General features: G+C 56.4%; 14 protein-coding genes. 3 read left to right on the plus strand and 11 right to left on the minus strand.

The window, feature by feature from the left end:
- Positions 1-28: 28 nt before the first annotated feature.
- Positions 29-718, plus strand: a complete 690-nt coding sequence (locus tag Q0932_RS15200; protein ID WP_299354902.1) for a fumarylacetoacetate hydrolase family protein — start codon at positions 29-31, stop codon at positions 716-718.
- A gap of 40 nt (positions 719-758) precedes the next feature.
- Here Q0932_RS15200 and ccoS read toward each other — a convergent pair whose 3' ends face one another.
- The 8 genes from ccoS to ccoN form a co-directional block, all read right to left on the minus strand.
- Positions 759-917: a cbb3-type cytochrome oxidase assembly protein CcoS gene (gene ccoS / locus Q0932_RS15205; protein WP_299354905.1), complete on the minus strand. Its 159-nt coding sequence runs from the start codon at positions 915-917 to the stop codon at positions 759-761.
- 6 nt (positions 918-923) lie between these two features.
- The gene (locus Q0932_RS15210; RefSeq protein ID WP_299354908.1) at positions 924-3,107 is read right to left on the minus strand and encodes a heavy metal translocating P-type ATPase; all 2,184 of its coding nucleotides are present in this window, start codon (positions 3,105-3,107) and stop codon (positions 924-926) included.
- Between the two features lie 3 nt (positions 3,108-3,110).
- Positions 3,111-3,569 (minus strand): FixH family protein, encoded by a 459-nt coding sequence (locus tag Q0932_RS15215; protein WP_299355328.1) that lies wholly within the window; start codon positions 3,567-3,569, stop codon positions 3,111-3,113.
- A 2-nt stretch (positions 3,570-3,571) separates the two neighbouring features.
- Positions 3,572-5,002, minus strand: coding sequence for a cytochrome c oxidase accessory protein CcoG (ccoG, locus tag Q0932_RS15220; RefSeq protein WP_299354911.1), 1,431 nt, complete (start codon positions 5,000-5,002; stop codon positions 3,572-3,574).
- A gap of 564 nt (positions 5,003-5,566) precedes the next feature.
- Positions 5,567-6,433 carry a cytochrome-c oxidase, cbb3-type subunit III gene (gene ccoP / locus Q0932_RS15225; RefSeq protein ID WP_299354913.1) on the minus strand — a complete coding sequence of 289 codons (867 nt, stop codon included), beginning with the start codon at positions 6,431-6,433 and terminating at the stop codon, positions 5,567-5,569.
- Positions 6,430-6,615, minus strand: coding sequence for a cbb3-type cytochrome c oxidase subunit 3 (locus Q0932_RS15230; RefSeq protein WP_299354916.1), 186 nt, complete (start codon positions 6,613-6,615; stop codon positions 6,430-6,432). Before Q0932_RS15230 ends, ccoP begins: the two co-directional genes overlap by 4 nt.
- A gap of 12 nt (positions 6,616-6,627) precedes the next feature.
- Entirely contained in the window at positions 6,628-7,356 is a 729-nt protein-coding gene (ccoO, locus tag Q0932_RS15235; RefSeq protein WP_299354919.1) for a cytochrome-c oxidase, cbb3-type subunit II, read from the minus strand.
- A 14-nt stretch (positions 7,357-7,370) separates the two neighbouring features.
- Positions 7,371-8,972 carry a cytochrome-c oxidase, cbb3-type subunit I gene (gene ccoN, locus Q0932_RS15240; protein WP_299354922.1) on the minus strand — a complete coding sequence of 534 codons (1,602 nt, stop codon included), beginning with the start codon at positions 8,970-8,972 and terminating at the stop codon, positions 7,371-7,373.
- A gap of 206 nt (positions 8,973-9,178) precedes the next feature.
- Between ccoN and Q0932_RS15245 the strand changes: the two genes are divergently transcribed.
- Positions 9,179-10,018 carry a universal stress protein gene (locus Q0932_RS15245; protein ID WP_299354925.1) on the plus strand — a complete coding sequence of 280 codons (840 nt, stop codon included), beginning with the start codon at positions 9,179-9,181 and terminating at the stop codon, positions 10,016-10,018.
- 64 nt (positions 10,019-10,082) lie between these two features.
- Here Q0932_RS15245 and fnrL read toward each other — a convergent pair whose 3' ends face one another.
- Positions 10,083-10,829, minus strand: coding sequence for a transcriptional regulator FnrL (fnrL, locus tag Q0932_RS15250; protein WP_299354928.1), 747 nt, complete (start codon positions 10,827-10,829; stop codon positions 10,083-10,085).
- Positions 10,830-10,893: 64 nt separating this feature from the next.
- Between fnrL and hemN the strand changes: the two genes are divergently transcribed.
- Positions 10,894-12,249 carry an oxygen-independent coproporphyrinogen III oxidase gene (gene hemN / locus Q0932_RS15255; RefSeq protein ID WP_299354931.1) on the plus strand — a complete coding sequence of 452 codons (1,356 nt, stop codon included), beginning with the start codon at positions 10,894-10,896 and terminating at the stop codon, positions 12,247-12,249.
- Between the two features lie 72 nt (positions 12,250-12,321).
- On the opposite strand, the gene Q0932_RS15260 is transcribed toward hemN, so the two are convergent.
- On the minus strand, positions 12,322-13,929 hold the full coding sequence (locus tag Q0932_RS15260) for an ABC transporter ATP-binding protein (protein WP_299354934.1): 1,608 nt from the start codon (positions 13,927-13,929) through the stop codon (positions 12,322-12,324).
- Positions 13,926-15,032, minus strand: a complete 1,107-nt coding sequence (locus tag Q0932_RS15265) for an ABC transporter permease (protein ID WP_299354937.1) — start codon at positions 15,030-15,032, stop codon at positions 13,926-13,928. The genes Q0932_RS15260 and Q0932_RS15265 overlap by 4 nt, the downstream gene beginning before the upstream one ends.

Raw genomic sequence — 15,032 nt, forward strand, 5'->3', positions numbered from 1 at the left:
GATCCTCGGCTGGTCCAAAACGGACGACATGGATAATCTTGTACTTCCCAGCCCCGCCCCGGTTCTATTGCCCGTTTCAAACAGCGATGCCCTGTTCCCTGTGCGCCGCATTTTCTGTGTCGGCCGAAACTATGCGGAACATGCCCGCGAAATGGGTTTGGACCCGGAAAAGAAAAAGCCCTTCTTCTTCAACAAGCCCGCTGACTGCGCGATCCCGTCTGGGCGTACAAATCCATTTCCCGTAGCCACAGAAAATCTGCATCACGAGGCCGAACTGGTCGTCGCAATCGGCACTGGTGGCAGCGATATCGCGGTGAAGGACACAGGCCGTCACATCTGGGGCTATGCGGCGGGCAACGACCTGACGCGGCGCGATTTGCAGGCCCAGGCCAAAGAAGACCGCCGCCCGTGGTGTATGGCCAAGGGCTTTGACAATTCCGCAGTGATTGGCCCCTTAAAACCAGCCTCGGATTACACAGACATGACCCAAGGGGCGATCCGCTGTCTTGTGAACGGGGATACCCGTCAGGATGGTGATCTCAGCGAAATGATCTGGCCCACAGCCAATATCATCTCGTTTCTGTCTGGCTTTGTGACCCTGCAACCGGGTGACCTGATCATGACGGGCACGCCCGCAGGTGTCGGCCCGTTGAACCGCGGTGAAACATGTACGATTTCCATTGAAGGGCTGGAACCGGCAACAGTCACCTTTGACTAAGTCCGGTCTGCGCACACAGAGGGCAGGATGAACTGCGCCACTAGGGCTTGGGGTGGTCGTCCCACTCATCGCTCAGGATACGCTGTGCGTCCCCTTCGGGATCATCATACTGGTTGGTGCGCACAGTGAAGATAAACGCCAAGAGCCCGATCCCCCCGAGGATCAATGAAATCGGGATCAGATAGGCAAGGACTTCCATAACTGTCTACCTCAGTCGTAGCGCATTCAGCGAGACAGTAATCGAAGAGGACGACATCGCCAATGCGGCAATCAAGGGCGTTGCCAATCCAGCAACGGCCAAGGGCACCGCGATAATGTTGTAAACCGTGGCGATCCGAAAGTTTTCCTTGATGCGCTTGGTTGCGGCGCGGGCAGTGGCGAGCGCATCTGCGATGGGGCTGAGATCGCTGCCCAAAAGGACGATGTCTGAGGCAACCCGGGCCGCATCCAATGCAGACGCGGGTGAGATCGACACATGTGCCGCAGCCAATGCGGCCGTGTCATTCAACCCGTCACCCACCATAAGAACATGGCGCCCCTGTTCGGACAGCTCCTGGACCTTGGCGGCCTTGTCTTCTGGCAATGCCTCGGCAACCCATTTCGTGATGTTCAAGCGGTTGGCCAGCGTTTCTACCGCGCCTGCACTGTCACCGGAAATCAGCATGACGTCCTTGCCATCCTCGATCAGCGCCTGCACAGACTCTTCTGCGCCGTCCCGCAAGGTGTCAGAGAAGGTAAATGCCTGTGACCGCCCTTCGAAGGACAGGAAGGCCGAGGTTTGGGCCAAGGCTTGCGCACCCACCCAACCGGCACGCCCGAGACGCACCAGCTTACCGTTCAGTTTCCCTTGGGTTCCAAAACCGGGAACCTCTTCGATATCACTCAGCTTGGCCGGGCGAATGCCAGCCTCACGCGCCGCATCACTCAGAGCCATGCTCAAAGGATGCGAAGACCCCATTGCGAGCGCCAGACCCACGGCGAGATCTTCTCGCGAAAAGTCATCAAGGTTAGTGAGTTGCGGGGTTCCGGCGGTCAGGGTCCCGGTTTTGTCAAAAACAACCGTGTCGACCTGAGCCAAACGTTCAAGTGCCGTGGAATGCTTGATCAGCATGCCCTTGCGGAACAAACGGCCCGACGCCGCCGTGGTCACGGCAGGGACGGCAAGCCCCAAGGCACAAGGGCAGGTGATTATTAAAACGGCTGCGGCGATGTTCAGCGCGGTCCGCAGATCGAACGTGTAGAGATACCATCCTAGAAACGCCAAAGCTGAGAGAATGTGTACGCCGGGCGCATAAAGTTTGGCGGCGCTGTCGGCCAGCGACGTATAGCGCGACCGACCAGATTCCGCGATCGCCACCAGATCCGCCATGCGATGCAGGCTGGTTTCTTCGCCTACAGCTGTGGCCCGGATGACCAGCGGCCCCGTCAGGTTCACTTCACCCGCACTGACACCAAGACCGGGTTCGGCATAAACCGGGACGGTTTCTCCAGTCAAAAGTGAGCGATCCAGTTCCGATTGCCCTTCGACAATCTCACCATCCACGGGCATACGCCCGCCGGGGCGCACCAGTACCAAATCACCAAGTGCGAGGTCTCGTACCTGCACAGTGTCTTCTTCCCCGTCCACAATGCGTGTGGCCCGAGGCACTTCCAACGCGGCCAGCTCTTCAGCTGCCGACCTAGCCACCGCACGGGTGCGGTAATCAAGATAGCGTCCGGCCAGCAAAAAGAACACAAGCGTCAGAGCCGCGTCAAAGTAGGCATGTTCGCCCGACAGCATGGTCTCCCAAAGCGATGTCGCTACGGCGAGCACAATGGCCAGGACGATTGGCACATCCATGTTCAGGCGCTTGTTCTTCAGCGCAGACCACGCGTTCACGTAAAACGGCTTGCCTGAAAACACGATTGTCGGCAGGGCAATCGCCGCCGAAATCCAGTGGAACATGTCGCGTGTGGCCGCCTCGGCACCGGACCAGACCGACACCGACAGCAACATGACATTCATCGACGCGAAACCGGCCACGGCCAGCCGCATCAAGAGATCGCGGCCAGCGCGGTCGTTTTGCGTCGAAGACAGCGTCCCTGCGTCCAGCTCATGCGCTTCGTAGCCAATGGCTTCAAGCGCGCCGACAAGATCTTCGGCAGTAACGTCTTGTTCCGCTTCAACCGTGGCCCGCTTGAGGGTCAGGTTCACGCGCGCCGATTTGACACCCGGCTGCGCGCTGAGTTCACGCTCAACCGCTGAAATGCATGCCGCACAGTGGATCGTGGGCAGCGACAAGGCCAGACGCGCATCTTTTTGCGCGGCCTGTTCCGCCAGCGCTTCGGCGGCGGGGGCCGCATCGCATGCCGGGCAGGCCGACGCGTTGGGGCGCATCGCAGCGGTCATGGATCAGCCTTTGACGTGCAGCACGACGCGCTGCATGAACTCGGTCCCGTCCGCGGCCACGGCCTTCATGCGGATGTTCCAATTGCCGTCCGACAATTCGACAGGGGCAACATAGGCCGTCCCATCAAACTGAAAGGCCGGGTGCGAGTCGTCTTTGATATGTGTAGGGCGGCCTAGAATTGCCTCGAGCGAGGTGACCTCCACAGGCCGGCCCTGTTCGTCGGTGATCGACAAAACCAGCAAGCCTCCGGCATGGCGCGCGTCAACGGTCCATCCCAACTCGCTCTGAGCGGCGCGGCGGTCGTCAAACTCTTGGCTGGCGACGTAAGAGTTCTTAACCTCAAGACCCGGGAAGGTTTTGACCGCCGAGTAGGCCAACACAAGGTTAACCGTGATAATCACAGCAAACGCGCTGACGAATAGGATGGCCGCATGCCGACCTGTAAACTGACGTTGAGCCATTGTCATCGCGCCTTTCCATTAAATACAGTGTCTTTATACACCCGATCGCCGTTTGTCGCATCTTCGACCCAAATACGGAACTCTGTGCGATTGCCTTCGGCAGGGACAGACCCGTTCGGAGCCAGGACATAGACACGTTGCAGCTTCATTTGGTCGGCAGGAACCATAACGGTGCTTTCCGGTGTCCCTTCGAGCTCTACGCGCATGGTCGGATCGCCCTTGATCGAAATGGTGAAGGGCCGGTCATCTCCGTGCTTGTTGCGCAAGCGTACCTCGTAGGTGTTTCGGATCGTGCCATCAGACAAGGTTACAAAGACCGGATTGCGTACAGGAGCAACGGTCAGATCTATGTCGGTCCGCATGAACAGGGCAACGACCAGCAGGATGCCCACCAACGACCACAGAGCGGTGTAGAGGATCGTGCGCGGCCGCAGGAAGTGATGCTTCCAGATACTGCGCGGTGGGTTCCCGGCGGTTTCATAGGCCTCGTCTCCGACGGCCAGATAGTCGACCAAACCACGCGGTTTGCCGATTTTCTCCATCATCTCGTCACAAGCGTCGATACAGAGGGCGCAGGTAATGCACTCGAGCTGCTGGCCGTCACGAATGTCGATACCAACCGGGCAGACGTTCACACAGGCCATGCAATCAATACAGTCACCAAGTTCTGAATCAGTGGTGCGTTTACCTTTGCCGCGCGGCTCGCCACGCCATTCGCGGTATCCGACGGTCAGGGTTTCTTCGTCCATCATGGCGGCCTGGATACGCGGCCACGGACAGGCATAGATACAAATCTGTTCGCGAGCGATTGCCCCGAAGAACACGGTGGTAAAGGTCATGACCGCAATTGTGGTGTAGGCAATTGGATGCGCCGTGCCAAACACAAGATCTTGCAAGAGTTGCGGGGCGTCCGTGAAGTAGAACACCCAGGCGCCACCCGTCGCGAGACCGATCAAGACCCAGGTTATGTATTTAGTTAAACGTAGTCTGACTTTTCGGAAGTCCCACTTTTTCTGTCGATGTAGCCGCAAACGCGCGTTTCGGTCACCCTCAATCCACCGTTCAACCAGAATGAACAAATCGGTCCAGACCGTCTGCGGGCAGGCATAGCCGCACCACACACGCCCCAAGGCCGAGGTGAACAGGAAGAGGCCCAGCCCCGCCATAATCAAAAGACCTGCAACAAAGTAGAATTCGTGCGGCCAAATCTCGATCATGAAGAAAAAGAAGCGACGGTTGGCGATATCGACCAAAACGGCCTGATCAGGCAGGCTGGGCCCGCGATCCCAACGAATCCATGGGGTCAGGTAATAAATACCTAACGTGACCGCCATAATAATCCATTTAAGGTTACGAAATTTGCCACTTACGCGTTTGGGAAAAATAGGCTCCCGGGCGGCGTAAAGCCCCGGTTCTTGGTCACTGGCGTTCACAGGAATCACTCACGGAATTGATGCGTCTATTTCCTTTTGGCTTGCTGGCAGCCCCAAGACATTGATTTGGGTCAAATTCTACATCTTCAATGTAGGTTTCAAGGCATTTCATGTGCGATTTTTAGAATATTATGTGGCCCATCGCGAGGCTTTGCCTGGTTGGCCAACCCAGACTACAGGCACCAGACCACAGGCAAATGCCAGTTGCAAGAAAAGGTGTTTTTGATATGCTGGTTTTAGTAAGTGTCGGCTTTCCAGGAAACGCGCGAACAGGACGGAAAGCCGACACCTTTGCTCAACGACTTGCGCCGTGGGCAACCTTGCGACCCCCAAAGCTCCAGAAACTGGCACCAAGTGGGTCTGTTCCCCTTAAGTGTTTCCGATTTCCGTCAATCGGCCTTTGACCCAGATCAAACCATGATGATTATTTGGGCATTCAAGGCAATTACAGTGTTTTTTTAAAGGTCGGTACTTCCACTCTGGACCAAACGTAAAACACCGATCTCCTTGCGGAAACCGGTGTTTTTTTGAAGGGCGATTGCGCGCCCCACAATTTTTGTTGGCTTACTCGCCGCCACCCAACTGGTGGACATAAACCGAAACCGCGCGGATCTGTGCTTCGCTCAAGCGATTGCTCCAGCTCGGCATTACACCAAAGCGGCTGTTGGACACGGTTTCACGGATCGAGTCGTAGTCCCCGCCATAGAGCCAGATCGCATCCGTCAGGTTCGGTGCGCCCTGCTCACGATCTCCGGTGCCATCTTCCATGTGGCACGAGGTGCACTCTTCGGCAAAGACTTCGCCACCAGCGGCAACCAGAGACGCATCCATCGGTTCACCCGACAGCGACATCACGTAGTTAACAACTGCGTCGATTTGCTCGTCTTCAAGATAGTCCTGACCAAAGGCAGGCATCTCTGCATAACGGGCATCGTCGTCTTCGGTGTTCCGGATACCATGCTTGACGGTGAGGTAGATGTTTTCGATATCACCACCCCACAACCAGTCATTGTCCAGCAGGTTGGGATATCCAACCGCTCCGGCAGCCCCGGAACCGTGGCACTGAGCGCACCAAGTTTTGAAGACTGCAGCACCGGCCGAAGCCGAATATCCACCGAGTTCTGCGTCACCTGGAATTGCCGTCAACTCGGCCGCTTCCAATTTGGCATTGATCGGAGCCAGCTTGTCATTGGCGGTTACGATGTCAGCTTCAACGTCTGCACGCTGAGACCAACCCAGAACGCCCTTGGTCGCGCCGGTCAGACCTGGCCATGCGGGATAGGCGATCGTATAGCCAATGCCCCACACGATGGTGGCATAGAAGACCCAGACCCACCAACGAGGCAGCGGATTGTTGAACTCTTCAATACCGTCCCAGCTGTGGCCAGTGGTTTCCGGATCTTGCTTTTTCTGAACAGGTTTCTTGCTCATGTCCTCGCCTCCTCATCCGTGGCGGGTTTGTCACTGTGCCGAAACGGAATGCTCGCAGTATCGCGGTACCCTTTGCTCGCTCCAGGACGGAACACCCAAAGGACGACCCCGATAAAGAACAAGAACAGGAACAAAAGCATCCAGCTGTCGGCGAACTCACGCATTAGAGAATATGTTTCCATGATCCCTACCCCTTAACGGTGCTGATCGGGATTGAAGGTCGAGAAGTCGACCAGCGTTCCCAGCATCTGCATATAGGCAACAAGCGCATCCATTTCGGTCACACCGGCTTTGCCGTCAAAGTTGCGTACGTTCACGTTGTCACCATAGCGCTCCAACAGACCGTCATAATCGCTGTCAGGGTCCGCCTGGGCTGCAAAGTCAGCCTGAGCGTTCGCGATCATGTCTTCTGTGTAGGGCACGCCGAGGATGGCGTTGGTTGCCATGATCTCACCGATATACTTTCCATCGATTTTCTTGCGACCGAGGAATGAGTATTTCGGCATCACTGATTCAGGCACAACCGATTGTGGACTGTTCAAGTGATCCACATGCCACTCGTCCGAGTAACGACCGCCCACGCGCGCCAGGTCAGGACCTGTCCGTTTGGAGCCCCATTGGAAGGGGTGGTCATACTTGGATTCTGCGGCCAGCGAATAGTGACCATAGCGTTCCACCTCGTCGCGCATCGGGCGGATCATCTGGCTGTGGCAGACGTAGCAACCTTCGCGCAGATAAACCTCACGACCCGCCATTTCGAGAGGCGTGTATGGGCGCATGCCCTCAACGTCTTCGATGGTGTTTTCGAGGTAGAACAGGGGTGCCAGCTGTACGATGCCACCGATGGTTACGACCAACAGGCTGAAGATCAGCAGGAGGGTCGCGTTGGTTTCTAGAACCTTATGTTTGTCAAGAATTCCCATTGCTCCGGCCCTCCTTATTCAGCCGGGACTGCGACAGAAAGGCTCGACTCTTTGGCCGGCGACTTCTTCACAGTCATCCACAGGTTATAGCACATGATGATCGAGCCAAGCAGGAACATCAGTCCACCCAGTCCACGCACAACGTACATCGGGAATTTCGCAGCAACGGTGTCAGCAAACGAGTTCACAAGGAAACCGTTGGCATCAACTTCGCGCCACATCAGGCCTTCCATGATACCCGTGACCCACATCGATGCGGCATACAAAACGATACCGATCGTGGCGAGCCAGAAGTGCCAGGACACCAGCTTCAGCGAGTAGAGTGCTTCGCGTTTCCACAGGACGGGAACCAAGAAGTACAGAACACCAAAGGTGATCATGCCGTTCCAGCCGAGCGCACCAGAGTGCACGTGACCAATGGTCCAGTCAGTGTAGTGCGACAGTGAGTTCACCGCGCGGATCGACATCATCGGACCTTCAAAGGTCGACATGCCGTAGAAGCCGATCGAGATCACCATCATACGGATCACAGGGTCGGTGCGCAGCTTGTCCCATGCGCCTGACAGCGTCATCAGACCGTTGATCATGCCGCCCCAAGAAGGCATCCAGAGAACGATCGAGAACACCATACCCAGCGTCGACGCCCAATCAGGCAACGCTGTGTAGTGCAGGTGGTGAGGACCAGCCCAGATATACAGGAAGATCAAAGCCCAGAAGTGGATGATCGACAGTTTGTACGAGAAAACCGGGCGTTCGGCCTGTTTCGGTACAAAATAGTACATCATGCCGAGGAAGCCCGCGGTCAGGAAGAAGCCAACGGCGTTGTGTCCGTACCACCACTGGGTCATCGCGTCCTGGACACCGGCCCAGACGATAACCGACTTCGATCCAAAGATTGAAACGGGGATGGTCGCGTTGTTCACCAGGTGCAGCATTGCCACGGTGATGATGAACGACAGGTAGAACCAGTTGGCCACATAGATGTGCGGTTCTTTACGCTTGATGATCGTACCCAGGAATACGGCCAGATAAGCCACCCAGACAACAGTCAGCCAAAGGTCGACGTACCATTCAGGCTCAGCATATTCTTTCGACTGTGTGCCGCCCAGCAAATAGCCGGTGGCTGCCAGTACGATGAACAGTTGGTAGCCCCAAAAGACGAACCAACCCAGGTTGCCGCCCCAGAGGCGCGCAGCGCTTGTACGTTGGACAACATAGAAAGACGACGCGATCAGCGCGTTACCACCAAAGGCGAAAATTACGGCTGACGTGTGCAACGGACGCAGGCGACCAAAGTTGGCATAGCCTTCTGCCCATTCAAAGTTCAGCACCGGAAATGCCAGTTGGAATGCGATGAAAACACCGGCGAGAAATCCAACAACACCCCAGAATGCCGTTGCGATAACACCAGCGCGTACAACGCTGTCCATATACTCGTTTTGCGGATGCGACGTAGTGTCACCGACCCTCCGCAAGGTCCAGATAAACAGCCCACCTGACACCAGCGCGATAATGATCGCATGCACCAGATAAGCCACATCGCGCGCATAGTTCGCCGCGATCAACGCACAAAGCGTGACCACCGCAAGCGCGATAAGCTTGATATAATTCAACATTTTGCGTCCCTTCGTCTTGCCGAGCACGATTCGACTGCGCTCTGGCGGATTTAGACTGAGTGTGTTGTCGTCCCACACCCCCATTCTCGCATTGATCTGTGTCAAAGCGAAGAGCATGAAAAACGTTCCCAATCAGCGCAGTAGGACGAGATTACCCCAAGACGGACCCATTTCGGGTTAAAATCTTTAGCGCCGTGGAGACTTTGATGGCTTTTAAATCGCTTCTGACTGTTCTGACTGACACCAAATTGGCCGAAGCACCGATCGCGCAAGGCATGTCGCTGGCTGCAGCCAACAACGGACATCTGGACATCTTATGCCTTGGCGTAGACCGCAGCCAAAGCGGATATTACTATGCAGGTGCCAACGCGATGGTCTTGCAAGAAACCCTCTCGCGAGCGCAGGACGAGGCCGTTGCAATCGAAGAGTTCGCTCAGGCAAAGCTCGCGGCGTCCGGTTTGCGTTGGGGCACGGAATCAGGTGTTGCTCAAATCGCCGATTTGGGACGCCACGTTGCGCAGCGCGCACGGTTTGCTGATCTGGTCATTCTTCCGAAACCCTATGGAGACGGTCACGGCGCTGAATTGGAGCCAACAATTGAGGCCGCTCTTTTTGAGGGGCAAACGCCGGTGCTGGTCGTGCCCGATGAGGCGACCCCTCTGGCCGAAGCCCGCAAGGTCTCGGTCGCGTGGAATGAAAGCGCCGAAGCATTGGTTGCCATTCGCGCGGCCTTGCCCATCCTGAAGGAAGCAGACCTTGTCCGTGTCGTGGTGGTTGACCCGCCAACACATGGACCCAACCGGTCCGATCCCGGCGGCATGCTTTCGCAATTTCTGTCGCGCCACGGTGTCAGAGTTGAAATCGACGTGCTGTCTAAAACACTGCCACGCGTCTCAGACGTGATTATGCGTCACGCGAAGGATTCGGATTGCGACATGGTTGTGATGGGGGCCTACGGGCATTCCCGCTTCCGCGAAGCCATTCTGGGCGGCGCGACACGCAACATGCTGGAACAGGCCGAAATCCCGGTTTTCATGGCGCACTAACAAAAAAAGCCGGGCAACGCCCGGCTTTGCGGCAAGGCGGAGGTGTTCTCCGCCTTTTTCTTGTTCAGGCCATAACACCGCCATCAGAATCGTCACCCGCTTCCTCAAGAAGCCGCCCAAGATCCGGGATGGTCACATGACGCTTACCTTCCAGAAGAATGACGCCATCGCGTTTCAGAGCGGACATCTGGCGACTGACTGTCTCGAGTGTTAGTCCGAGGTAATCGGCCATCGCTTCGCGGGTCAGCGGCAAGTCAAAAACCATCGTTCCTCGAACGCCTGCCAGTTTCAGCGATGCGTCGCGACGCGCGATGATCGACAACAAGGAAGCAATCTTTTCTCGAGCCGTCTTGCGGCCAAGGACTAGCATCCATTCGCGCGCAGCATCCAGTTCGTCCAGCGTCATCTCTAACAAACGTTGGGCAATATGCGGCGTTTCAAGCATGATCCGCTCGAACGGTTTCTTACGGAAACAGCACATTACCAAGTCTGTCGTGGCCACAACGTCATAGGCTGCACCCTCGCGGCCGGGACGCCCAACAAAGTCGCTTGGCAACAAAAGGCCAACCATTTGCGTGCGGCCATCTTCCATTGTCTGAGTTAACGAGGCGATGCCGGAAACAACCGAGCCAACAAAATCCATCGGGTCGCCGGACCAAACCACAGTCTGCCCCGCCTCGAAGCTGCGATAGTACTTAACTTCTTCCAAAGTCTCCAACTCATCCGGCTCGCAACGCGCACAAACGGCACGGTGGCGTATCGGGCAATCTCCACAGTCATGCGAAGAATTCAGGATTGGTTCATTCAGCATTATCGAGTTCGCGCTTGATCTGGGTCAAGGATGGCCCTGACCGGTTCCGCTTAAGCGTAGTTCCATGGAAACGAAAACACAATTGGCAAAGCTGGGTCTATTTGACGCTAAAGTACCGCGTTATACGAGTTATCCCACCGCCCCGCACTTCAAAAACGACGTCACATCCGATCTCTACGGGGAATGGATCCGGTCGATTAAAGAAGATTCGCAGATATCTCTTTACATCCACGTTCCATTTTGCCGCCGGCTTTGCTGGTTCTGTGCTTGCAGAACACAAGGCACGGCCAGCGCCTCTCCGGTCGCCGCATACGTTGAAACCTTGAAACAAGAATTGGTGATTCTCAAAGATCACCTGACAGATGGCGTGACCCTGTCGCGCTTGCATTGGGGTGGCGGCACACCGACCCTGCTCGAGCCAGGTATGATGGAAGACCTCGCCGGCGCGATCTTCGACGTGGCGCCTATGGCCGCAGATGGCGAGTTTTCAGTTGAGATCGACCCGAATGAAGTGGACGATACGCGCCTGAAAACTCTTGCCGATGCAGGCATGAACCGCGCCTCGATCGGGGTTCAGGATTTCGACGACGAAATTCAAAAGACGATTGGCCGTATCCAGGGTTATGACATCACCCGTGATGCGGTGGATATGATCCGCTCGCACGGGGTGAAAAGCCTAAACGCTGATATCCTTTATGGCCTACCGCACCAGACGAATGCGAAGATCACTGAGAGTGTTCAGAAGCTTCTGTCGCTATCCCCGGACCGCGTCGCGCTTTATGGCTATGCTCACGTGCCGTGGATGGCCAAGCGTCAGCAAATGATCCCGTCGGATGCCTTGCCCACACCAGAGGAGCGGCTCGACCTGTTTGAGACCGCGCGCAAGCTGTTCATGTGGGACAATTACGATGAAATCGGCATTGACCACTTTGCCACAAAAGAAGACGGTTTGTCGGTCGCGCTGCACAATGGCACTTTGCGCCGCAACTTCCAGGGTTACACCGATGACACGTCGGACGTGTTGGTCGGGGTCGGGGCCTCTTCGATTGCCAAGTTCCCGCAAGGCTTCGCGCAGAACAACCCATCGACATCCGCCCACACCGGCGCAATCCGCGATGGCAAGTTCTCAACCAGCCGCGGGCATGCTTTCCGTGGGGAAGACAAACTGCGCTCGCGGATGATCGAAGCACTGATGTGCGACTTTAAAATCAACAACGCGGAAATTCGTGACAGTTTTGGCATTTCGGAAGCCAAATTGCAGGACCTGTACCGCCCCGTGTTGCAACAGTTCCCGGATATGCTGCGTCTGACCGAGGACCAACTGTTCATTCCTCAAGAGGCGCGCCCATTGACACGAATGATCGCCCGCGCACTCGACGCCTACGACATGGATCAAGCAGGCCATAGCTCTGCGATCTAAGTCATTGCGATCAAAATTGCGCAGCGCGGCCTGTTTCAGGCTGCGCTGTTTGCATCTGGCCTTCCGGTTAGCCTAGAGCGTGTTTTGGGGAAGCTCGATCAAGTCGGGTGCCGCTGACAGCAATTCGCGGGTGTAATCTGTGCGCGGGTTGTAAAACAGCGATTGAGCCTCGCCCTGCTCCACAACATCCCCTGCCTTCATCACCATGATCTTGTGACTCATTGCCCGGACAACGTGCAGGTCATGGCTGATGAAAAGATAGGCCAGCCCGTATTTCTGCTGAAGCTCGCGCAGCAAATCAACGATCTGCACCTGCACGGTCATATCCAGCGCGGACGTCGGCTCGTCCAGAACCAGCAGCTTGGGGCGTAGGATCATCGCCCGCGCAATGGCGATACGTTGACGCTGACCGCCAGAAAATTCATGTGGGTAGCGGTCCATCATGGCCGGGTCGAGGCCGACTTCTACCATGACATCCGCCACAAGGTCGCGCTCGTCCCTGCCGCCCGGATTGCCGTGGACCCCCAACCCTTCGGCGATGATCTGTTCGCACGTCATACGCGGGCTAAGGCTGCCAAAAGGATCCTGAAAGACGATCTGCATATCCTTACGCAGATCACGCAACTTTTTGGTCGACCAACTGCGCACGTCCTGCCCGTCAAAGGTGATCCCTCCGTCAGAGCTGATCAGTCGCATCATCGCGAGAGCTAACGTGGTTTTGCCCGACCCGGACTCGCCCACGATGCCCAGCGTTTCACCTGCACGTACCGAGATCGTTGCGTCATTGACCGCTTTGACATGGCCCACCGTACGCCGGAAGAATCCTTGCTGAATTGGGAACCAGACTTTGAGGTTCTTCGTCTCGGCCACGACCGGCGCCTCAGGCTTAACAGGCTCTGGGGCTCCAACCGCACGGGCGCTGAGCAGCTTGCGGGTATAGTCATGTTTCGGGTTCGAGAAAATCTCATCCACCGGTCCGGCTTCGACGATCTCACCGTCTTTCATGACGCAGACTTTGTCGGCGATACGCTGCACGATTCCGAGGTCGTGGGTGATAAACAATAGCCCCATATCCTCGGTTTTCTTAAGTTCCGCCAAAAGCTCAAGAATCTGCGCCTGAATGGTGACGTCCAACGCTGTTGTCGGCTCATCCGCGATCAGGACATCTGGCTTGTTTGCCAATGCCATCGCAATCATCACCCGTTGACGCTGGCCACCGGACAATTGGTGGGGATAGGCGCCCAAGCGGCTTTCCGGATCACGAATGCCTACGCGCTTCAACAACTCGACAATCCGTGCTCGTGCGCCTTCGCCCGCAATGCCCTGATGCAGGGCCAGCGACTCGCCCAACTGTTTTTCCAAAGTGTGCAGCGGGTTGAGGGATGTCATCGGCTCTTGGAAGATGAACGAAATGTCGTTGCCGCGCACCTTGCGCAGCATCTTTTCGTCCGCGCCAACCATCTTTTGACCATCATAGGTGATGTCGCCAGTGATCGTTGCACTGGACGGCAATAGAGATACGGTCGAGAGCGCTGTGACCGATTTGCCAGACCCGGATTCGCCCACCAAAGCGACGGTTTCTCCCCGGTCCACTGTGAACGACACACCGCGCACGGCATCCACGCTTTGACCGTCCTGCCGGAAGCTGACCCGCAGATCCTTGACTTCAAGAATACTCATGAAAACGTCTTTCTCGGGTCAAAGGCATCACGGACACCTTCAAAGATGAAGACGAGAAGCGACAGCATGATGGCAAAGGTGAAAAACGCCGTGAAGGCCAGCCAGGGCGCCTGTAGGTTTTGCTTGGCTTGTAGCGTCAACTCTCCCAAGGACGGCGCGGTTGAAGGCAATCCAAAGCCGAGGAAATCCAGACCGGCGAGGGTGGAAATCGTACCTGTCACCAGAAACGGCAGCATGGTCAACGTCGCGACCATCGCGTTGGGCAGCATATGGCGGAACATGATGACCCGGTTCGACACGCCCAGCGCCTTGGCGGCGCGCACGTATTCAAGGTTACGCGCCCTCAGGAATTCAGCCCTGACAACGCCAACAAGAGCGGTCCAGCCGAACAAAACCGTTAAGAACACCAAGAGCCAGAAACTTCGCCCCAGAATGGCAAATAGGATGATGATGACGTAGAGGCTGGGCGTTGAGCTCCAAATCTCGATGATGCGCTGGAAGATCAAGTCGATCCATCCGCCGAAGTACCCCTGCACCGCACCCGCCAGAATGCCGATCAGGCTGGCCGCCGTCGTCACGATCAGCGTGAACACGATCGACAGGCGGAAGCCATAGATCACTCGGGCCAAGACATCCCGCTTGCGATCATCAGTCCCCAGCCAATTCTGTGCGTTGGGTGGCAGTGGCGCGGCTCCGGGGCGGTCCACGGGCGTGTCAAAGGAATAGGGGATCAAGGGCCAGATCGTCCACCCTTTCTCAAACCCGTCTTCGGCGTAGGTTCCGGTGGAAATCTCGTCCAGAATGTCCTCGGGTTCATCAAAACAGAACTCAACGCCACCGCTCTCGATCAGGCACTGAACAACCGGATCGCGATAGTCGGCTTCGGTCTTGAAGTCTCCGCCAAAGGTGGTTTCAGGATAAAACTTGGCAATCGGAACGTAATACTCGCCGCGATAGTTCACGAGGATTGGCTTGTCGTTGGCCAGCACTTCAGCAAACAACGTGATGGTAAACACCACCAGAAAGATCACCAGCGACCAAAGCGCCCTGCGATTGCGTTTGAAGTTGCTCCAACGGCGTTGATTAAGGGGGGAGAGTGCCAT

It is taken from the genome of uncultured Shimia sp. (assembly GCF_947498095.1).
In the GTDB taxonomy this organism is placed as follows: Bacteria; Pseudomonadota; Alphaproteobacteria; order Rhodobacterales; family Rhodobacteraceae; genus Shimia.